General features: G+C 40.8%; 15 protein-coding genes and 2 pseudogenes. 16 read left to right on the top strand and 1 reads right to left on the bottom strand.

From position 1 onward, the window contains the following. The first annotated feature begins 27 nt into the window (after positions 1-27). The 16 genes and pseudogenes from gyrA to ODU55_RS06445 all read left to right on the top strand — a co-directional run bounded on the left by gyrA (position 28) and on the right by ODU55_RS06445 (position 19,370). A complete protein-coding gene (gene gyrA, locus ODU55_RS06520) occupies positions 28-2,472 on the top strand; it encodes a DNA gyrase subunit A (protein ID WP_398582322.1) in 2,445 nt (814 codons plus the stop codon). 6 nt (positions 2,473-2,478) lie between these two features. After that, positions 2,479-3,228: a class A sortase gene (locus tag ODU55_RS06515; RefSeq protein WP_105131043.1), complete on the top strand. Its 750-nt coding sequence runs from the start codon at positions 2,479-2,481 to the stop codon at positions 3,226-3,228. Positions 3,229-3,453: 225 nt separating this feature from the next. Next, positions 3,454-4,607, top strand: a pseudogene (locus tag ODU55_RS06510) (IS630 family transposase). A 389-nt stretch (positions 4,608-4,996) separates the two neighbouring features. Next, positions 4,997-5,632, top strand: a pseudogene (galE, locus tag ODU55_RS06505) (UDP-glucose 4-epimerase GalE); the annotation flags it as partial. 361 nt (positions 5,633-5,993) lie between these two features. Continuing rightward, a complete protein-coding gene (locus ODU55_RS06500) occupies positions 5,994-6,200 on the top strand; it encodes a glycosyltransferase (RefSeq protein WP_398582321.1) in 207 nt (68 codons plus the stop codon). Between the two features lie 29 nt (positions 6,201-6,229). Continuing rightward, positions 6,230-6,817: a glycosyltransferase gene (locus ODU55_RS06495; RefSeq protein ID WP_398582320.1), complete on the top strand. Its 588-nt coding sequence runs from the start codon at positions 6,230-6,232 to the stop codon at positions 6,815-6,817. Between the two features lie 70 nt (positions 6,818-6,887). Then, a complete protein-coding gene (locus ODU55_RS06490) occupies positions 6,888-7,838 on the top strand; it encodes a capsular polysaccharide synthesis protein (RefSeq protein WP_398582319.1) in 951 nt (316 codons plus the stop codon). Beyond that, the gene (locus ODU55_RS06485) at positions 7,828-8,832 is read left to right on the top strand and encodes a glycosyltransferase family 2 protein (protein ID WP_398582318.1); all 1,005 of its coding nucleotides are present in this window, start codon (positions 7,828-7,830) and stop codon (positions 8,830-8,832) included. The genes ODU55_RS06490 and ODU55_RS06485 overlap by 11 nt, the downstream gene beginning before the upstream one ends. Then, a complete protein-coding gene (locus ODU55_RS06480; RefSeq protein WP_398582317.1) occupies positions 8,829-9,851 on the top strand; it encodes a glycosyltransferase family 2 protein in 1,023 nt (340 codons plus the stop codon). The genes ODU55_RS06485 and ODU55_RS06480 overlap by 4 nt, the downstream gene beginning before the upstream one ends. Further along, the gene (locus ODU55_RS06475; RefSeq protein WP_398582316.1) at positions 9,848-10,846 is read left to right on the top strand and encodes a glycosyltransferase family 2 protein; all 999 of its coding nucleotides are present in this window, start codon (positions 9,848-9,850) and stop codon (positions 10,844-10,846) included. Before ODU55_RS06480 ends, ODU55_RS06475 begins: the two co-directional genes overlap by 4 nt. Before the next feature lie 2 nt (positions 10,847-10,848). Further along, positions 10,849-11,850: a glycosyltransferase family 2 protein gene (locus tag ODU55_RS06470; protein WP_398582315.1), complete on the top strand. Its 1,002-nt coding sequence runs from the start codon at positions 10,849-10,851 to the stop codon at positions 11,848-11,850. A gap of 2 nt (positions 11,851-11,852) precedes the next feature. Next, positions 11,853-12,884 (top strand): glycosyltransferase family 2 protein, encoded by a 1,032-nt coding sequence (locus ODU55_RS06465; protein WP_398582314.1) that lies wholly within the window; start codon positions 11,853-11,855, stop codon positions 12,882-12,884. Next, complete coding sequence (locus ODU55_RS06460; RefSeq protein ID WP_398582313.1) at positions 12,881-14,377, top strand: hypothetical protein; 1,497 nt, start codon at positions 12,881-12,883, stop codon at positions 14,375-14,377. The genes ODU55_RS06465 and ODU55_RS06460 overlap by 4 nt, the downstream gene beginning before the upstream one ends. Before the next feature lie 116 nt (positions 14,378-14,493). Then, a complete protein-coding gene (locus ODU55_RS06455; protein WP_398582312.1) occupies positions 14,494-15,972 on the top strand; it encodes a nucleotide sugar dehydrogenase in 1,479 nt (492 codons plus the stop codon). 151 nt (positions 15,973-16,123) lie between these two features. Beyond that, complete coding sequence (locus ODU55_RS06450; protein ID WP_398582311.1) at positions 16,124-17,884, top strand: glucosyltransferase domain-containing protein; 1,761 nt, start codon at positions 16,124-16,126, stop codon at positions 17,882-17,884. 19 nt (positions 17,885-17,903) lie between these two features. Beyond that, entirely contained in the window at positions 17,904-19,370 is a 1,467-nt protein-coding gene (locus ODU55_RS06445; protein WP_398582310.1) for a glucosyltransferase domain-containing protein, read from the top strand. Between the two features lie 1,050 nt (positions 19,371-20,420). Here the strand turns inward: ODU55_RS06445 and ODU55_RS06440 are convergent. After that, positions 20,421-21,352, bottom strand: a 932-nt coding sequence (locus tag ODU55_RS06440) for a transposase (protein ID WP_398582309.1), incomplete at its 5' end; no start/stop codon positions are given.

Below are 21,352 nucleotides of genomic sequence, written 5' to 3'. Positions count from 1 at the left end.
CACAATGACTGTTGAAAGAGGCATATAATGCAAGATAAAAATTTAGTAACGGTTAATCTGACCAATGAGATGAAATCATCCTTCATCGACTATGCGATGAGTGTTATCGTTTCACGTGCTCTGCCTGATGTACGTGATGGTCTGAAGCCGGTTCATCGCCGTATTTTGTATGGGATGAATGAATTAGGAATTACACCGGATAAACCACATAAAAAATCAGCCCGTATCACAGGGGATGTTATGGGTAAATATCACCCACATGGAGATAGTGCGATTTACGAAGCAATGGTTCGTATGGCACAATGGTGGAGCTACCGTCACATGTTAGTTGATGGTCACGGAAACTTTGGTTCCATGGACGGCGACGGAGCAGCCGCTCAGCGTTATACAGAAGCACGCATGAGCAAGATTGCGCTTGAAATGCTCCGTGATATAAACAAAAACACTGTAAACTTTGCGGACAACTACGATGCAAGTGAGCGTGAGCCAGAAGTCCTACCTGCACGTTTTCCTAACCTGCTAGTAAACGGAACGACAGGTATCGCCGTTGGTATGGCTACCAACATTCCTCCACACAACTTGGGTGAGACTATCGAGGCAGTTAAGCTGGTTATGGACAATCCCGAGGTAACAACACGTGAGATTATGGAAGTCTTGCCTGGACCAGATTTTCCGACAGGTGCCTTGGTTATGGGGAAATCTGGAATTCACCGTGCATATGAAACTGGTAAAGGTTCAATAGTTCTTCGTTCCCGCACAGAAATTGAAGAATATGGAAATGGTCGTGAACGCATTGTTGTTACAGAGTTTCCATACATGGTCAATAAGTCCAAGGTTCAAGAACATATTGTCAAATTAGTCCAAGAAAAACGTATTGAAGGAATCACTGCTGTTCGAGACGAATCCAACCGTGAGGGTGTACGATTTGTTATCGAAGTTCGTCGTGATGCCTCTGCTAACGTTATTTTGAATAACCTATTCAAGCAAACACAGCTTCAAACCAACTTTAGTTTCAACATGTTGGCCATCCAAAATGGTGTACCGAAAATCCTTTCTGTACGTCAGATTCTAGAGTCTTATATTGAACACCAGAAGGAAGTAGTCACTCGTCGTACGCAATTCGATAAGGAAAAAGCAGAAGCGCGTGCCCATATCTTAGAAGGCTTGCTGATTGCTCTTGACCATATTGATGAAGTCATTCGTATTATCCGTAATTCAGAAACTGATGCTATTGCTCAAGCTGAATTGATGGAGAAATTTGACCTTTCTGAACGTCAGAGTCAGGCTATTCTTGATATGCGTCTTCGTCGTTTGACAGGTTTGGAACGCGACAAGATTCAATCAGAATATGATGAGTTAGTGGCATTGATTGCAGATTTGGCTGACATTCTAGCTAAGCCTGAGCGTGTTGTTCAGATTATTAAAGACGAATTAGAAGAAGTCAAACGTAAATATGCTGACCCACGCCGTACAGAATTGATGGTTGGTGAAGTTCTTTCCCTTGAAGATGAGGACTTGATTGAAGAAACAGATGTCTTGATTACCCTGTCAAACCAAGGCTACATCAAGCGTTTGGCACAGGATGAGTTTCAAGCTCAGAAGCGTGGAGGACGTGGGGTTCAAGGAACTGGCGTCAAGGATGATGATTTTGTACGAGAATTAGTCTCTACAAGCACTCATGATCGCTTGCTCTTCTTCACTAACAAGGGACGGGTTTACCGTCTCAAAGGGTATGAAATTCCAGAATATGGCCGTACTGCCAAGGGACTTCCAGTGGTTAACCTCCTCAAGTTGGAAGAAAATGAGTCCATTCAAACCATTATCAATGTGACCAAAGATCAGGAAGCAGATAGCTATCTCTTCTTTGCAACCCGTCAAGGTGTGGTCAAGCGGACAAGTGTTTCAGAATTTGCTAATATCCGTCAAAGTGGTCTCAAGGCATTGAACTTGAAAGAAGATGACGAGTTGATTAACGTTTTCTTGACCAATGGCCAGGCAGATGTTATCATGGGGACCAAATTTGGCTATTCTGTTCGTTTTACAGAAACAGATGTTCGTAATATGGGCCGTACTGCGACTGGTGTTCGCGGTATTAAACTACGCGAGGGAGACCAGTTAGTTGGTGCGACCATGATTTCAGATGATCAGGAAGTTCTTGTCTTGACAGAAAAAGGTTTTGGTAAGCGTACCCCAGCCAGCGAGTACCCAACAAAAGGTCGTGGCGGTAAGGGAATTAAGACCCTTAAGGTTGCTGAGAAAAACGGTTCTCTGGCAGGTTTGACAACGGTATCTGGTGATGAAGATATTATGGTTATTACCGATACTGGTGTGATTATTCGTACAAGTGTTGCAAATATTTCACAAACAGGTCGTTCAACCATGGGTGTAAAAGTGATGCGCTTGAATGATGAAGCGAAAATCATGACCTTTGCCTTGGTAGATGCTGCCGAAATTAAAGAAGAAAAGGAATAAATAATCATGTCAAAACGTGAAAAAAAGAAGAAGAGTAAAGGTTCTTTTTGGCGCAATCTTTTAACAGTTGTATTGATATTGATTTCTTTAGCATTGATTTTTAATACATCAATTAGAAATTTTATTATTGGTTGGAATACGAATAAATACCAGATTAGCAATGTTACGACAGAGGATATCGAAAAGAATAAACAGGCTGAAACAACATTTGATTTCGATCAGGTTCAGTCTATTTCTACAGAGGCTATTTTAGCAGCTCAGTGGGATGCACAACGCTTACCTGTAATTGGTGGAATTGCGGTTCCTGAGCTTGGTATCAACCTTCCTATTTTTAAAGGGGTCTTCAATACTTCGCTCATGTATGGAGCTGGTACCATGAAGGAAAACCAAGAGATGGGGAAAGGAAATTATGCGTTGGCCAGCCACCATATTTTTGGTGTAACTGGTGCGGCAGATGTTCTCTTTTCACCGCTTGATCGTGCTAAAAACGGCATGAAAATATATATTACTGACAAGACCAATGTTTACACCTACGTTATTGATAGTGTGGAAATTGTTTCGCCTGAAAGTGTCTATGTCATTGATGATGTAGAAGGACGTACAGAAGTTACATTGGTAACATGTACGGACTATAATGCAACACAACGTATCATTGTAAAAGGAGTTCTTGAATCAACAACTCCATATAATGAAACTGCAAAAGACATCTTAGATTCCTTCAATAAGAGTTATAATCAGTATGATTATGGACAATAAAACATCTATATATTGGCTCTTTGTCAACTGTAGTGGGTAGATGAAAAGCTAACACCTAGAGAGGACGAAATGCGTTCTCTCTTTCCTTATGTTTAAAACACAGATAGATTCAAGCTGATTTTAATGAAATCCAGCCGAACTATTTGTGTTTTTATTTTTATCTCTATTATCTTGGACTAATTTCTTATACTTAACTAATTTCAAAAACTGAAGTATGATAGAAACATGGAATTTACTAACGAAATGATTAAAGAGCTTAAAACAGCTCTAAAAGATAAAAACTTAGCACCTCATCACAAACGTATTCAAGCAGTATATCTCAGGGCTATCCATACTCCCTACAAAACGATTATGGACATGCTGGATGTCTCACACGATACAATTTGGAGACTGACTAAGAAATATCAAGAACATGGTTTAACAGGTCTTACTTCAGATGCTAGAGGAGGTCGTCGCCACTCTTATATGACAGTTGAAGAAGAACAAGCTTTCTTGAGTGAGCAGTTAACTTCTGCTATAAATGGAGAATTTGTAACTGTTGAATCCCTCTATAGAGCTTATCAAGATAAAATTGGTCGCACGACAACTAAAGATGGTTTCTACCAACTATTGAAACGTCATGGATGGGTCAAAGAATCAAAAGATTCTTTGAGACGGGAACTAAAGCTTACGCAGTAAGCAACAAAAGTTAGCCCACGTCCTCAACATCCGAAAAAAGCAGACGCCGAAACCATTTTAGCGTCTAAAAATAAAATCTTTATTCGAGGAGAGAACGAGTAAGCGTTTTATTGACGGGAAAGAATATCAAAAAATCCGCCTTCGCTTTCCAATTTCCGAGCTCAGGAAAAAGTCTGCTCCCAGCAGACTTTTTGTATCAAGATGAGGCAGGGTTTGGTCGGATTAGTAAACTAGGGACATGTTGGAGCCCTAAAAACCACCGTCCGAATATCTCAAGTCATCACATCCGCGAATTTCGTTACTGCTATGGTGCGGTAGATGCCCATACAGGTGAATCTTTCTTCATAATAGCTGGTGGTTGTAATACCGCTTGGGTGAATGAATTTTTACGACAATTATCAGAAGCTTATCCCAATGACTACATCATTTTAGTCATGGACAATGCAAATTGGCATAAATCTCAGACACTTGAAATTCCTGATAATATTGAATTTACATTCATACCACCATATACCCCAGAGATGAATCCCATTGAACAAGTTTGGGCAGAAATCCGGAAACGTGGCTTTAAGAACAGAGCCTTTCAAACATTGGAATCAGTCATTGATAAGCTCCAAGAAATCATTTGAGGGTTAAATAGTGAGAATCTAAAAAGTATTGTCCATAGAAAATGGGTTTGTTCAGATTTTGAAATTGAATGAGTATAAACCTAAGACTTCACCAAAGCGTAGACCTGTTTTTAATTGAAGATAGAGCAAGTAGTCAAGAATATTGTATTCCTTGTTTATGTTATATTTTCAAGTTGATAGAAGCTTATAGTAATCAACAGTACTTGTGATAGCTTTTTCAGTTTTGATTTTCCGACTAGCTTGTCCTGCGATGATAACTCCGTCAGTAAAATCAGTAATAGAAAGTTTGTCTCGTTTAGCGAATTTTAATATTTTTCGTATTTCTGAATTTAGTCTTTTAACAGTATGGTTACATGCATTTTCTTCATGCGTTTGTCCTGCGACGGCGTGGGTTGAAAATTTGACAAAATGACGGGGGGGGGTACAATAGAAATATTAGTGTCTGAAAATAGAAGGAAAAAATGAAGAGAATATTAATTACAGGTGGTTGTGGTTATATTGGTTCTCATACTTGCATAGCGTTACTTGAAGCAAGCTATGATGTTGTTGTGATTGATAACTTGATTAACTCTAGCAAGAAAAGTTTAGAGGCTATCGAAACAGTTACAGGAAAATCTTTAACATTTTACCAAGGTGATATTCGTGATAAGGAATTGTTGGAGAATATTTTCAAACAGGAACAGATAGAAGCTGTTATACATTTTGCAGGGCTAAAAGCTGTTGGGGAATCAGTTGAAATACCTTTGGAATATTATCACAATAATGTGGCAGGAACATTGACATTACTCGAGGTGATGCGACAGTACAATTGTAAAAAGATAATATTTAGTTCTTCAGCCACAGTGTATGGAGCTCCCGAGATAAATCCAATTCCAGAAGATGCAAAACTTTCTGTAACCAATCCATACGGTAGAACAAAATTGATGCTTGAGAATATTTTGCGTGATTTGTACCACTCAGATCAGACTTGGAAGATAACCCTGTTAAGGTATTTTAATCCTATTGGTGCTCATCAGTCGGGATTACTGGGAGAAAGTCCACAAGACATCCCTAATAATTTGCTTCCCTATATCACACAGGTCGCTATTGGTCAGCTTCCCTATTCACATGTCTCGTGCTTTTATGTAAGAAAATTTTTTGCTAATCAAAGCAGTTTTTGAGACTAATGCCACTTCTCAGAGTTCGTGTCAACATCTCAGCGCAGTGGTTGATTGGCTTTAACAGTCCAGTGGACTGTTAAAGGTTGGAGATAGGATTTGTGAAACAAATCTCAGCAATTCGTGTTTTACACTCCAAATCTGACCTCTACGACTGTTGCGAACAGAGTTCGCTTCATTTCCAACCTCACAAGGTTCACTGAACCTTGTGAGCTGTGCGGGGGTGAGAAGATGAAAAAGGAGTTTTAGATAGAAGTGCTGAACTGTAAATGCAGGTTCTAAAAATAGTTTAAGGAGGAACATGGAGCCGTATTCGATTTTATTAGCGGTGTGGCGGGAAGAAAATCCTGACCATTTTCGTGAGGCAATAGAAAGTATGCTTTCACAAACCTATCCAGCAGAGGAATGTATCATTGTAAAAGATGGACCTGTTCCAGCTAGTTTACAAGATGTTATCAATGATTACCCAAAAAAAATGTACAAATTCCCATTGTTGAAGTGGCTTTAGAGAAACATTCGGGACTGGCTACAGCTCTGATGGCTGGTTTATCAGTTGCTAAGACAGACTTGATTGCTCGTATGGATGCGGATGACGTCTCACGGCAGGAGCGGTGCGAAAAGCAAGTGAGCTGTTTTGAGAGTGACCCGACGCTTTCGCTTGTAGGAAGTTATGTATCAGAATTTGAAGAAACGACTAGCGAATCACTGAGTATCCGAAAAGTTCCCTTGAATCACGAGGCGATTGTGAATTTTTCGAAACGAAGAAATCCATTTAATCACTCAAGTGTCATGTTTCGCAAATCGGCGGTTGATGCAGTTGGTGGATATAATCCTACCATTCGCTACAATCAAGATTGGGATTTGTGGTTGCGGATGCTTCATCATGGCTATCGTGCGGCCAATATCCCTGAGATTTTGCTTGACTTCCGCTTTAACCGTGATACCTTGAAAAGGCGGAAATCTTGGACGAGTCTCTTGCAACTGATACGGTTGCGGTATGCTTCCTATCGACGGCAGGAGATGACAGTTTGGGATTTCCTATCGGTAAGTCTTATTCACTTGATGATGGTGATTCTTCCTTTACGTGTACAAAGGGCGTTTTATAAGTATATGCTACGAAGATAGAAAAGGAGTTTGTCGCTAGATGATAAGGAATGTCGGAAAATTTATGACTGTATTCAGACAATCGCCGAGTATGGCTTTGTTTAAAGTTCTGACAAAGTTTGGGGCTGAAGAGGCCATAAAGCCTGATTCCTTTTTGGGAATGCAGCTTTCGCGCCTAAAGTGGCGAGTTCATTCACGTTTTTATGAGAAGACAGTTACTCGTCACTTGTCTCCGTTTTCTGCTTATTTAGAGAATGACAATACAGCTGACTCCCTAACACCAATCATCTGGACCTTGTGGTGGCAGGGTGAGTCAGAGCTTCCCGCAGTCTGTCGCCATGCGATTGAGAGTCAAAAACGCTTTGCACAGAAAAATGGTTACCAGCACATCTTCTTGACAAAGGATAATCTGGCTGATTATATAGCGATTCCAGAGGATTTGTTGGATAAGCTGGCACGAAAAAAGATGGCGTTTACCCCTTTTTCAAACTATGTTCGCTATGCTCTGCTTGCCCAACATGGTGGCGTTTGGATGGATGCGACGCTTTATGTCACTGACCAATTAGACAGTCATTTGTTTGCAAATGATTTTTTTGCCTTTCGACATCAGATTGAAAGTGTCAGAAACTATTATCTATATTGGATAGAGCAAGGGCGGTGGACTTCGTTTTGTTTTTCTGCAAAGAAGGGAAATCCTCATGTTTGCTATATTCGTGATTGTTTACTTTATTATTTTAGTCAAGTAGATAATCCTATCAACTATACGATTGATTTATTTCAAGATATTCATTACCGGCTTCATCCTGAGTTTCGAGAGGTGATTGATTACCTGCCTATTGTTTCTGGGATTGAAAATAGAGATTTCGTGTCTGTTCATTTTAATGAACCATTTGATGAGAAGCGATGGCAAGAAGTGCTAAAGACAAGTCCCATAGTGAAATTTTCTTGGAAATTTTATCGTAAATCCATTCTCGATGGCAGTTATGCGGATATGATTTATCGTCCATTTTTTCCAAACGTAAAGGAGACCAATGAAGACTAAGCCTTTTTTCTCGATTGTCATGCCAGTCTATAATGCGGAGCTCTATTTAACTGAGGCGATTATGTCTGTTCTAGCTCAGACCTATCAGGATTTTGAGTTGATTTTGGTCAATGATGCCTCGACTGACCAGTCCGAGACGATTTGTCAGGAGTTTGTCGCTTCGCATCAGGACAAAGTCCGCCTCTACTCTCATCCTGAAAATAAGGGTTTGCTTTTGACACGCGCGACAGGTATGGCAGAGGTACGTGGTCAGTATTGCCTGTGTATGGATGCGGATGATGTCTTGCGTGTGGACTATCTAGAGCTTGTTAAGCAAACAATTGATGAGACGCAGGTAGATGCTGTGGTGATCAATTTTTCGATGGAGTCCGATTTTTCTATCAAGCGAAGAGATTTTAGTCCTTTTCTGAATCGTCAAATGACAGGCTTGGAAGTCATTGAAGAACTACTTCTGGAAAAGACTCAGCTGACAACTATATGGCAACTGGTGTTTAAGGCTTCTTTTATACCTGATGAAGCTTTTTACCAGCGTTTTGGACATTTTGTTCGGAGTGTGGATCGGATAACCTTGCACCATATTTTGGCAAGGGTAGAAAGAGCGATTGTTTTAGATGAAGCTCTCTATTATTACCGTCAGGTAGAAACAAGTTTGAGCCATAGCTTCAATATAACTAACTTTGAAGTGTATGCCCAGACAGATTTGTATTTGTATGATAGTTATCATAAGAAATTTCCAGAAAAAATGGATGCATATTTGGTAAGGAGATTTCTCTGGTGTAGCAAAAAAGTGTTGCTAAAAAGTAAATCTTTCAAGGAAGTGTGTGATAGAGCAAGGGTGATTCGTCAGTCTCTCGTTTTTAGGAAGGTAATGGAAATAAAGAAAGACACGCAGTCACAGTATGACCGCCTATTTCTCTTACTCTTGAACTACCGAATCCTACATTTGCTTTTGGCTATCAATTGGTATAGAAAGCGTTTAAGGAGGTTATTATGAAGACCAATCCCTTTTTCTCGATTGTCATGCCAGTCTATAATGCGGAGCTCTATTTAACTGAGGCGATTATGTCTGTTCTAGCTCAGACCTATCAGGATTTTGAGCTGATCTTGGTCAATGATGCATCGACTGACCAGTCTGAGACGCTTTGTCAGGAGTTTGTCGCTTCGCATCAGGATAAAGTCCGCCTCTACTCTCATCCTGAAAACAAGGGCTTACTTTTGACACGTGCGACAGGCATGGCAGAAGTGCGAGGTCAGTATTGCCTGTGCATGGATGCGGATGATGTCTTGAGAGCGGATTATTTAGAAATGGTTAGGCAAACGATTGATGAGACGCAGGCAGAGGCTGTGGTGATTAACTCTTCTCGTCGGATAGATTTTTCACAAAAGCCTGTTGATTACACTCCTTATGTTCATCGTCAGATGACTGGACCAGAGGTTGTGAAAGAGATGATACTGGCAAATCGTGTGCTAATGACCTTGTGGTGTACGGTCTTTCAGTCACGTTTTTTACCAGATGACCACTTTTTTGGGTCTTTTCAGCGATTAGTATGTGGTTCTGACTTAGTGACCATTGAAGCCATTTTTTCAAACATCCATCATGTTGTTGTTCTTGATGAGGCACTCTATTATTATCGATTTGTGCCAAGTAGCCTCAGCAACTCTTACACGGTAAAACACTTTGAATCCGTAGCCTTTTCAGATTGGTATTTTCATGAAAAATATGCGACCGATTTGCCAGTGGAGATGGCGGAACGTTTGATGAGACGTGTTTCTTGGTCAGGAAAACGATTACTGCTCTCAAGTCCTTTAAGTGATATATTAAAAAATACTCAGCATATCAAGGAATCTTTATTTTTCAAGAGAGCAATAGCAGTTGGAAGTTCCGCAAAATTGCGTTTTAGTGATAAGGTATTCTTGTATCTTGTTGAGCATCGTTTTACACACCCAATGTTATTGTTGTATTTTCCATTGGGACGCATCAGAAAATGGTATCTGCAGAGGGAGGCTAGATGAATAAACCGTATTTTTCTATTATCATGCCAATCTACAATGCTGAATCCTATCTGGTAGAGGCTTTGGATGCTGTTTTTGGACAGACCCTCCAAGACTTTGAATTGATAGCGGTTGATGATGGCTCACATGATAGCAGTGTGGCGATTGTCAAAGCGTTTCAGAAGCGATATGAGAAGCAGCTGACCTTGATTCAAAGTCCTCATCAGGGGTCATTAGTTGCACGTGCCATAGGAATGGAAAAGGCGAAAGGTGATTATATTCTCTGCATTGATGCTGACGATAAGATGAGACATGACTATCTTGAGGGGGTCTTCCAGCGGATACAAAAGACTGGTGCTGATTTGGTATTGACTAATTATTCTATCTATGCTGATTTTTCCAACAAAGAACGCCCTTGCCTCTTTCCAACGGACGAGCTACTAGATTCGCAAGAAGTGTTGGATACTTTTTTTAGAAGAGGGCATCTGAGGACATTGTGGAGCAAAGTCTTTCACCGTTCCCTTTGTCCACCTGCTGGTTTTTACAAGGACTTGCCTGCCTTTCGAACGGGTACGGATGCCGTTGTTTCTGCTTACGTGATTGAGCATGCACAGAAACCACTTTCTATTGACGAAGCCTATTATTTTTATCGTAAGGTTCCAAATAGTTTGAGTAATACTCTGGACGCAAATTTTTTTGATTCAAAAGTGGTACTAGAGCTTTATTTTCAAGAAAAGTACAAGGACCTTGGCGATGTTGTAAAAGTCAGTATGGTTCGTCGTATAAGTTGGTTTTCCACCCTCTACCTTCGAGCGGCGAAGAATTATCTTGATTTTTTGAAACGATTAAGGCATGTGCGTTCCTCTGCTGTCTTTCAGCAAAGCTTGGTCTATCTGAATTTTGACGAAGTCACTCGCTACCAACGCCGCTGGTTTACCGTTCATCGCTATCCCATCCTAGACCCGTTAGCATATGTTGTTCCCTATCTATTAAAAATTTGGAGAAGGTTATTTTGAAAATGAGTCACAGACCTTTTTTTTCGATTGTCATGCCGATTTACAATGCCGAGCCTTATCTGGTAGAGGCTTTGGAGGCTGTATTTGGGCAGACCAACCAAGACTTTGAATTGATAGCGGTCGATGATGGGTCAGATGATGGTAGTATGGCGATTGTCACAGACTTTCAGAAGCGGTATGAGAAGCAGATAACCTTGATTGAAGGCCACCATCAGGGGTCATTGGTTGCGCGTGCTTTAGGGATGGAAAAAGCTAGAGGAAACTACATCCTCTGTATTGACGCTGACGATAAGATGAGAAGTGACTATCTTGAGGGTGTCTATCAGCGGATACAGAAGACGGGTGCGGATCTAGTGTTGACAAATTATTCTATCAAAGCTGATTTTTCAAGGAAAAAAAGACCTTGTCTCTTTCCGACAGATGAGATTTTAGACCCTAAGCAAGTGTTAGATGCTTTTTTTAGTAAAGGGAATCTGATGACACTGTGGACTAAAGTCTTTCACCGTTCGCTTTGCCCGCCTACTGATTTTTACAAGGACTTGCCTGACTTTCGAACAGGTACGGATGCCGTTGTTTCTGCTTATGTGATTGAGCATGCTCAGAAACCACTTTCTATTGATGAAGCCTATTATTTTTATCGACAGGTTCCAAATAGTTTGAGTAATACACTGGACACATATTTTTTTGACTCAAAAGTGGAACAAGAGCTTTATTTTCAAGAAAAGTATAAAAAACTTGGCGATGTTGTGAAGTCTAGTATGGTTCGTCGTGTGAGCTGGTTTTCCGCTCTCTATCTTTCAGCGGCGAAGAATTATCTTGATTTTTTGAAACGATTAAGGCATGTGCGCTCCTCTGTTGTCTTTCAGCAGAGCTTGGCTTATCTGGAGTTTGATGCAGTCGCTCTTCAGCAACGTCGCTGGTTTACAGTTCATCGTTACCCTATTTTAGCGTCAGTAGCGTATCTCACTACCTACCTATCAAGAATTTGGAGAAGGTTATTTTGAAAATGAGTCACAGACCTTTTTTTTCGATCAATATCCCTGTTTACAATGGCGAAGATTATCTGGAACAGGCTTTAGAATCCTGTCGTTATCAGACTTTTCAAGATTTTGAGATTGTTTTGGTGGATGATTGTTCGACAGATAGGACGGTTGGTATCAGCCAAGAGTTTCAGAAGAAGTTGGATCAGCCTCTGCGTATCCTATCTCATGTGGTCAATAAAGGGGAGCTGGCATCTCGTTTGACGGGCTATCAAGCTTCAAGAGGTCGCTATATCGTCAGTCTTGACCATGATGACCTCCTTCGCAAGGACTGTCTGGAGCAGATTTATAACTTAGTAGTAGAGACCCATGCCGATATGGTATTATATAATTTTTCAGAGCAGGCAGATTTTGAGGTGGCCTGTAAGGACTTTCCTTTTACGTCGTCTGAGAGGATTGCTAAAAAAGACTTGCTCTCATGGTATTATAGTCAGTATGGGTCTGCCATGTGGTACAAGGCGTTTAAACGTGAGTTAGCTCCTACAGTAGAGGAATGTGGCGAGCATGATCCAAGTATATTTGGAGATGTCTTGCCTACGATTGTCCTCTTTGAAAAATGTCAGTCGCCCTATTATCTGGGGGAAAATCTTTATTTTCATCGGATATACGAGGAGAGCAAGTTTATGTCACTCACGCTAGCCAAGCGTTACCAGATTAGGAGCTACCTCAATGCTCTTCTTTTTGAGCGGTTACAGGCTTATCCTTTGGAAGAGAGAAACGTTTATCAACAATCTCTGCGAGAAGTCGCCCTTCGCAATCAGGTGAAGTTGCTAAAAAATGGCTTACGAAGCAGTGGAAGTTACACCGAAAAATATCTGTTTTTAAAACAATTAGGTCAATCTCCTTACTTTCAAGAGAGTGTTGACTATCTAGATACAATGCCCATTTTTCACCGCTATAAAAAGCTGGTGAAGCTCGTTGCCAAACACCACTATCATCTTGCGATAGGGTATCATTGGTATGCTAGAAAGATATGGAAGTTGAGAAAACAAAGATGAAAAAAAAGATTTTTAGAACGGTTTTAACCTCCTATCTTTCTCAACTGGTTGGGATTGTATTTGGCTTAATTGCTCCGGGGTTGATTATCAGTCATTTTGGATCAGATTTGAGAGGCTTGGGGGTTACCTTGTCTGCCTATCTGGGTTATTTTGCTGCCTTTGACTCTAGTGTTCCGACCATTGTCCAGGCTCAGCTTTACAAACCTTTGGCGGATAAGGACTATAAGAAAGTCAATACGATTTTGAGTTCTGCGGATCAGTTCTTTAAACGGCAGGGGCTGATGTTTGTGCTGTATGCACTGTTGATTGGTATTGGTTTGCCCTTTATTATCCAGATGCCGTTTGACCGCTGGACCATACTTGTATTGACTCTTATTTCAGCATTCGGTACGTTTGTAGAGTATATGTTTCGGCGCAAGCATCGGATGTTGCTTCGGGCAGATGGGAAGTCCTATGTATACATGAGCATCGGTATTGGGATACGGGTCGTGACGCAGCTTTCTGTGATTGTGGCTGTAACAGCAGGAATTTCCTATCTTGGCTATAAGAGCTTGATGGCTGGACTTGGCTTGCTAACCCCTATCCTAATCTGGCTGTATGTGAAGCGACACTATCCTTTTCTCAAGAATGAATCGACAGAAGTTATCCCTTTGAAAAATAACCCTCTGGCGGTCATTGACCATATCCTTTATACCACTCGAAACTCCAGTGCTATTTTTATTATTTCGTATTTCAATGGGCTAGCGCTGGTGTCCGTTTTTACGCTCTATACGAGATTTGTCTCCATGTTTAGCAGTCTAGCTATAACAGCTTTTAATAATCTGGACTTTGTTTTGGGGCATCAGTTAGCCACGAAGTCAATCGAGGAAACTCGGAAGAGTTACCAGCATCAGGTCTATCTCTGGCATAATTGGTTTGTCTATATCTATACAGTGGCGGCCTGTCTCTTCATGGCATTTTTATCCCACTATGCGAGAAAATTTTCAGGAGCAGATTATGTACAGCCTCTCTTTGCCTATGTTTACCTTGTGGCTGACTTTTTACAAAATGCACGGACGATGTCTTCCTATGCTTTTAAGGCGGCAGGACATTGGGAAAGGAATCGAAAGAGTTTTATTTTTGAGTCTATAGTGCTCATCGTCTTGTCTCTTGTTTTGTTTTTATCCGTTGGTCTCGTGGGCTTGGCGGTAGCAGCAGTCGTTGCCAATTTATACCGCCTGTTCTACAATAATCACTATCTGAGCCGAGAGATACTCTATATAGATGGAAAAAAATCTTCTCTGATGAGTGTTGGCGGTGCTTTGTTTATCGTGGTGGTAGGTTTATCTTTTCAATTCCTATATCCATTTCAGGTCACGAGCTATCTCGATTTTATCCTTCCAGGGCTTGCGGCACTTGTCTATGTATCCGTACTCTTATTTGTCTGTAACTGGGTCTTGAGTCAGGAATTTCGACAACTGACAAAAAAACTTGTAGCAAGAGTATTCGGGTAACAGTGTTCTTAAATGAAACATTTTCGTAAATAAATATCGCAACAAATTCACGATTTGATTGTTTTCGTCACAAATTGTATAATAGATTTTATCAATTATGTTAGGAGATAGATGTGATGAAACAATTTTCATTAGCAGTTTTAGCGAATACATTACTAAACAAACGCCGTCAAGACAGCCTGTCACAGCAAGATATAGCTGATAGGACAGGCATCAATCGCTCTGTCATCAGTCGTATTGAGCAGAGAGAACATACTCCCAGTCTAACTCAGTTGGAGTTGCTGGCTCAGGCATTGGCATGTGATGTGACGGATTTTTATGTGGAGAAAAAGAAGGAGCGAGACCTCCCTTCTCGGGCGAAGATTGCAGTGGCTGGGACTGGTTATGTCGGCCTCTCCTTGGCTGTTCTGCTGGCACAATACCATGATGTCACCGCAGTAGATGTCGTGGAGGAAAAGGTGGCGCTTTTACAGGCTGGTCGTTCTCCCATCCAGGATGACTATATTGAAGCCTATCTGGCTGAAAAGGACTTGAGCTTGACAGCGACCTTGGATGCTGAGACGGCCTATGCAGAAGCAGATTTTATTGTAATTGCTGCTCCGACAAACTACGATAGTGCGAAAAATTACTTTGATACGAGTCATGTCGAGGCGGTGATTGCCCTTGTTAGGGCTGTCAATCCGCAGGCGGTTATGATCATCAAATCAACGGTGCCAGTTGGTTTTACCCAGCGGATGCGTGAACAGTTCCAAACGGATCGTATCCTCTTTAGTCCAGAGTTTTTGAGAGAATCAAAAGCACTATACGATAATCTCTATCCATCACGCATTATCGTATCTTGCGAAGCTACAGACAGTGAAGAGGTTCAGGAGCTTTCTAGCCAGTTTGCTGCTTTACTTGCTCATGCAGCCTTGAATGATGCACCACTGCTACAGATGGGTGCGACAGAAGCTGAAGCGGTGAAGCTTTTTGCCAATACCTATCTAGCGCTTCGTGTGTCGTATTTTAATGAACTGGATACCTACGCAGAGTTGAAGGGTTTGGATACTCAGGATATTATTACTGGTATCGGTTTGGATCCACGGATAGGTCAGCACTACAACAATCCGTCATTTGGCTATGGTGGTTACTGTTTACCAAAAGATACCAAGCAGTTACTAGCTAATTACGATGAGGTACCTCAAAATATGATGTCTGCCATTGTCGAAGCCAATCGGACAAGAAAGGATTTTATCGCTGATCAGGTGTTGAAGATGGCTGGTTACTATGATTACACTGACCATGGAAGCTATAATCAGGAGAATGAGAAGGACTTGGTGATTGGGATTTACCGCTTGACCATGAAGAGTCAGTCGGATAATTTCAGACAGAGCGCCATTCAAGGCGTGATGAAGCGGATAAAGGCCAAGGGGGCACAGGTCATTGTCTACGAGCCGACCTTGGAAAATGGTAGCCGCTTCTTTGGCTCTAAGGTGGTCAATCATCTAGCCAGCTTCAAAAAGAAAAGCCATGCCATCATCGCCAATCGCTACGATGCAGTTTTAGATGATGTAGCGGATAAGGTATACACCAGAGATATTTTTAGGAGAGATTAGATGAAAAAGATAAAAGAATGGGGAGGTAGCTTCTACACCAACTCTCTTGTTTACTTGTTTCAAAGTTGATGGAGTGTGTAAGAAAAACGTCTTAATATTCAGAAAGGAAACCCATGATTTTAAAGAACGTTCAGAAAATCATTCCGCCTAGATGGGCGAGTTTGCTATCGCTATCGGCCTTTTTCATGCTGACTGTCACTCATCGTACACCCGTAGCCCTATTGGTGATGTTGGGAGCGATAGCGACTGTATATATATATATAACGGGCTTGGGTCAATCTATGATTGGTCTCGCTATGCGACTTACTTCCCTCTAGCAGTCTTGATTGCAGGAGGTATGGTGACAAAACTTTTTGATGGGATGGGGATTGGCTTTATCACCACTAACATTCTTCGGATTCTTGCTATTCCGATTATTGCTCAGGTTTTATCGCATTTTCATAGACTACTTGTCAATTGGTGGCAGGGTCTATCATGTGAAGTAGTGACCAAGAAGAAGTGGGTCTTTTCGGCGAAGAAAAGCTTTGCCATCCTGTTTGGCATTTATCTCCTTGGGATTAGTGCTCTTTTGAGAGCAAATGTCTACTATAATGATGATAACTGGCGATTTTCTGGTGGTAGTCGTGGATGGGATGATTGGAGTCGCTTTTTTACGGAGAGAAGCTCCATTTACTTTTTTGGGGGTAAGTTTGCGGTTGATGTCTCTCCCTATAGTCAGATACTGGCAGTCGCTATACTAGCTCTTGTTGGTATCCTCCTATTAGGCCTGCTTTATAGGCGAAAGGTATTTACGATTTGGGAAGTAGTAGCACTTGTACCTTTGGGATTAAATCCTTTTTTCATCGTCAATCTTAGCTATAAATTTGATGCTCCTTTTATGGCTTTCTCACTGCTTGCTGCGGTCTTTCCGCTTGTGTTCCGCTTTTCAGGGGCTAGATGGTATGTCTTAGCTTGTTTTCTTGGAAGCTTACTGGTCATGACATCCTACCAGGCTTCTTTTGGGATTTTTCCCATGCTAGTCATCCTATTGCTCCTGAGAATGTGGCAGGAGAAGGGCTGGCATCAGGAGTTAGTTGACTTCTTCTGGCAGTCGCTGTTAGGATATGGAGCAGGTGCTCTGTACTTCTATCTAGTTGTTATGATTGCTCCTCGTAAAGATTATCTTGATGTAAGTATTCCTGCTCTTTTGGAGATTCCTGAGTTTCTCCTAAAAAATTACACAGCTTATTTTAGCAAGGGATTGAATGGTTTTACCCCTTTGTGGCTTATTTCCACTTTGGTCATTTTTGGAAGTTTCCTAGTGTACTTTATTAGAAAAAAGAGAAATCTTTTTGGATTTAGCCTACCTCTTGTCTCGCTTGTATTGATGTTGTTACTATCTTTTGGTTTCTACCCCATTCTGGTAGAACCGCAGACACATACTCGTGCCATGTACGGTCTAGCGGTCGTTGTCGTCCTCTGTGGAGTGGTTTTAGTAGAGCAGGGGGGACGACCTGTTTTTCGTTTACCAATTCTTGTCCTTGCCTACAGCTTTTTTATCTATAGTTTGGTCTATGGGAATTCTTTGACAGTTTCTAAGGACTATAAAGACTTCCGTTATCAGTTGGTCTATGAGGATTTGATTCACTTACCACAGTTTAAGAATCGAGAAAGTGTAGAAGTGTATTTTCCTGAAAAGACTCCTCCTCCACCAGCCTTAAGAAAACAGTTTCTTGCCTACCCAATGTTAGAGATAAGCTATAAGGAGTATTGGGAACGAGGAAAGTTGAATGACTTTATTATTGAGGAAATAATTGGTGGCATACCCGATATTCAACTTCCCATGCTAGTAGATACTTACTATCATACGATTTACGGAGATGATAAGACGATTATTATTAAATGGAAAGAAGATGGAAAGCTGATTGAATGATAAATGAGAAGGAGATTGCATGTCCGCAAAAGAAAACAATAAAAAAATAGTAGCAGGGGGGGTAATCCTGTTCCTGCTACTCGTCCTTGGATTGAGTTTCTATCCGAGTTTTACAGCTGATACGTATATTCATTTTAATCGCACATGGATGGAAACTGCCATCAACATGTCTAGTAGAAATGGTCGTCCCTTTATTTCTTTATTCTTTATCCTGATGGGGAGTCTGCATCAAGCGCCAGAACTCTATTTGCTTATCTCAAGTTGTTTAGCACTTTGTTTTCTGGGCTTGTCTGTGTGGTGTTTAGCGAGATTGTTTGAAAAGACTGAGGTAGCTTCCTCTTTGATGGCTCCTTTTTTATCATTGATCATCTTGGTCAATCCCTTTATCATCAGCTATTTTTTATTTGTTGAACGTGGTATGATGATGTTTGCTTTATTGATGGCTATTCTTGCCACTTATATACGGATTTGCAAACCGATCACGCATTGGCTCCTGGTTTCTACCGTTTTAGCGACAGTATCCATGCTCACCTACCAGTCCTTTACTTCCTTGTACTTGATGCTTTGTCTGTGTTTTGCGGTGGAAAAACGAGATGTTAAGACTGCTATTCGTAGCTTTCTCATCTCCTCTATCCCATTTGTCGTGAGTGGTCTTGTTTCACTTTTTTACCTAAAATTATTCGGCATTGGTCGATTTAATCTTGAAAATCTTGGACTAGTCGCTCGAATGTTACAACTTTTAAAAAGTTTGATTAAATCATATATTTTAGGTTTCAACATTGGTCCCGATGGTTTTCTTTTGTTTTCCCTTTTGCTTGCCATTGGCTATCTCCTTTGGAGAGTGAAGCGACAACTTAATGGGACAGCAGCTGAGAAGACAAGAGCGAAGCTTATCTTGCTGGCTCTTCCTTTATTGTTTCTTTTGCCATGTGCCCTAAGTTTGGTTACAAAAGCTGGTTCAGGTGCTCGGTCTACGTATTCGGCTGCTTGTTTGGTTGGTCTATTCTTATTATTGGCTAGACTAGACTTCAAAAAGGCTAAGCTAGTCAAAGGTACACTAGTCACCCTCTATCTAGCAGTCCTTACGCTGACATTTAACAAAATATTTTTACAACAGATAGTCGTCACCCAGTTGGACCAAAACCGTATGCAGGTGGTACAGCAAATGGTTCGTGACTATGAGGAAAAGACGCAGATAAAAGTAACAAAGCGAGCAATATATACAGATGCACATCCTCGCTTGGATAATCAATATACAGACTTTATAGATAGTCATTCGGGAATACTTAACACGGGGAATTTAGTGAAAAGCCCCGTTACAAATCTCTACCCATTTTCAATCTATACGTATATGACAGGGGAAAAGCTTGAACGAGTAGAAAGAGATTCTGCTATAAAAGCCTATTTTAAAAGCAAGGACTGGTCAACCTTCTCACCAGACCAAATCATCATCAAAGGTGATACCATCCATATGGCGGTGTATTGAGGGGAAATGTCCTCTATTTTAGAAAAAAGAAAAAAATTTAGGCTAGAAGATGGAAAAAAGACAAATATCTCGATTGATGTTTGTCTTCATTCTGAAAGTCGTTAGAAATGTCATTCTAGCGACTTTGTCTTTGATCTGAGAATACTTCCTATACTTCTCTGCATATGTAGAGTATTTTTGAGTCAACAATTGGTCTACCTTTGAGATTTTTATAGTCTTTTAGTTTACTTTTAGTACTAGGCAACGAGCTGCAGGCTGTACTGGAGTACGGCAAAGCGAGTTAACGAAGTAATAAAAGAAAAACTAAATGACGATATATATCCAAGATGATGACGAAGTCTTGGTTTATCAATAATCTTGAAACTTATTTTACCTTATTTTAACGTAAATAAAACTGTAGTGGGTAGATGAAATGTTAACATCTAGAGGCTGGGCAAAAAGCCCAGCTCCACTAGTCAGAGTTCGTGTCAACAACTCAGCGCAGTGGTTGATTGGCTTTAACAGTCTGGGAGACTGTTAAAGGTGGGAGATAGGATTTGCTTTGCAAATCTCAGCACTTCGTGTTTCACACTCCAAATCTGACCTCTACGACTGATGCGAACAGAGTTCGCCTTATTTCCAACCTCCAACTGTCTCCCAGACAGTTGGAGCTGTACGGGGATGGGAGGTCAAACAGTCAGAGTAGTGACTGTTTGAGCGCGGAAATAAAACAAACGAAGTTTGTGTCAAAATAGTCCAGTGGACTATTTTTGCCCGAATCTACATATTTGGAAGTGAAGGGAACTCTTCTATGAATGGTCGAGTTCTTTCCCACTCCCTTTCTTTATCTCTTTCCTATTTTCAGGAGATAAGCTGAAAAGGGCTATCCCCAGCCCTTTTCACTGTTCAAGGCAATCAAAATCGAATAAAGAAGTGGTATAAAACTGAGGAGAGATTCTTTGGTTTTATAAAAAGAGCTGAAAAACCGAGCCCACTGAAAAAGTCTCCAGTTACTCCGACTCTTATAAAAAATAGGAATTCTCCTAAATGATTGGGAGAATTCCTATTTTTCTATTCTTCCTTTTGGTCTATTAAGGTCATAATTCGCTTCATATTGACTACAAATATGGTGGTGGCTGCTTGTAATTCCATGTTGAAAAGACCTGATGCTCTGGCGACATCAAGACCGTGTCTTTGTTTCAATTCCGCATTTTTGGCTTCAATCTTGTAACGGTTTCTTGCCATTTCTTTGAAGTAAGGTGTTTCCTGAAATCGTTTTTGAAAAAGATGCTCATGACTCTTAATCGTAACGGAATAGGTCTTAGTCTGTGCACCTTCTTTATAACAGCCCTCTTTACTAGGGCAAATCTTACATTTTTCCACATCAAAGTAATGGGTAATAACCTGATTACTATTCTGATTTTTCTTACCCGTCCGAGCTTTTCGAACAGCCATATGTCCTTGAGGGCAGACAAAAAGCCCCGCATCCTTGTTGTATTCAAAGCAATCGCCTTCCTTACGACAGCCCTTGGAAACAGAAGGATTTAGTTTTGAAACCAAATGAACGTTTTCTTTACGTGCCAGTTTTAAGTTCTCTTTGCCCGAATAAGCCGCATCACCGATAATTGTTTCAACAGGAACTCCATTCCGCAGAGTCTTCTCATAAAGGTCTTTCAAATACTTACCATCACTCTTCTCACCAGAAGTTACGACACAAGCAGTAATAATTCGTTCATCTGTCATGGCAATATGCTCTTTGTAACCATAAAATGAGGTGTCCGCTGATTTATGCCCGATTCTTGCTTCCTCTTTCACAGAAGCTTCCATGTGTTCAATATCATCCTCGACAGCCTCTTTCAGATAGTTGAGTTTCTGTGAAATTGCAGGTAAATCGGTTAATTCTTGGTGTTTCTCGATAACAGAAATCAGTTGTTGAGAGTATTCCAACTCTTTTTCAAGATTATCTTCCTGAGGTTTTGTAGGAAATTCATCCTTTATTTTTT

It is taken from the genome of Streptococcus sp. 2022WUSS037 (genome assembly GCF_044427225.1).
In the GTDB taxonomy this organism is placed as follows: domain Bacteria; phylum Bacillota; class Bacilli; order Lactobacillales; family Streptococcaceae; genus Streptococcus.
Note: the sequence above shows the minus strand (reverse complement) of the source record. Positions and strands in the feature narration are given on the sequence as shown.

Excerpts from the sequence above, each read along its gene's own strand:
- gyrA (WP_398582322.1), top strand. The coding sequence starts at position 28 with ATGCAAGATAAAAATTTAGTAACGGTTAATCTGACCAATGAGATGAAA.
- ODU55_RS06515 (WP_105131043.1), top strand. The coding sequence starts at position 2,479 with ATGTCAAAACGTGAAAAAAAGAAGAAGAGTAAAGGTTCTTTTTGGCGC.
- ODU55_RS06500 (WP_398582321.1), top strand. The coding sequence starts at position 5,994 with ATGGAGCCGTATTCGATTTTATTAGCGGTGTGGCGGGAAGAAAATCCT.
- ODU55_RS06495 (WP_398582320.1), top strand. The coding sequence starts at position 6,230 with ATGGCTGGTTTATCAGTTGCTAAGACAGACTTGATTGCTCGTATGGAT.
- ODU55_RS06490 (WP_398582319.1), top strand. The coding sequence starts at position 6,888 with ATGGCTTTGTTTAAAGTTCTGACAAAGTTTGGGGCTGAAGAGGCCATA.
- ODU55_RS06485 (WP_398582318.1), top strand. The coding sequence starts at position 7,828 with ATGAAGACTAAGCCTTTTTTCTCGATTGTCATGCCAGTCTATAATGCG.
- ODU55_RS06480 (WP_398582317.1), top strand. The coding sequence starts at position 8,829 with ATGAAGACCAATCCCTTTTTCTCGATTGTCATGCCAGTCTATAATGCG.
- ODU55_RS06475 (WP_398582316.1), top strand. The coding sequence starts at position 9,848 with ATGAATAAACCGTATTTTTCTATTATCATGCCAATCTACAATGCTGAA.
- ODU55_RS06470 (WP_398582315.1), top strand. The coding sequence starts at position 10,849 with ATGAGTCACAGACCTTTTTTTTCGATTGTCATGCCGATTTACAATGCC.
- ODU55_RS06465 (WP_398582314.1), top strand. The coding sequence starts at position 11,853 with ATGAGTCACAGACCTTTTTTTTCGATCAATATCCCTGTTTACAATGGC.
- ODU55_RS06460 (WP_398582313.1), top strand. The coding sequence starts at position 12,881 with ATGAAAAAAAAGATTTTTAGAACGGTTTTAACCTCCTATCTTTCTCAA.
- ODU55_RS06455 (WP_398582312.1), top strand. The coding sequence starts at position 14,494 with ATGAAACAATTTTCATTAGCAGTTTTAGCGAATACATTACTAAACAAA.
- ODU55_RS06450 (WP_398582311.1), top strand. The coding sequence starts at position 16,124 with ATGGGCGAGTTTGCTATCGCTATCGGCCTTTTTCATGCTGACTGTCAC.
- ODU55_RS06445 (WP_398582310.1), top strand. The coding sequence starts at position 17,904 with ATGTCCGCAAAAGAAAACAATAAAAAAATAGTAGCAGGGGGGGTAATC.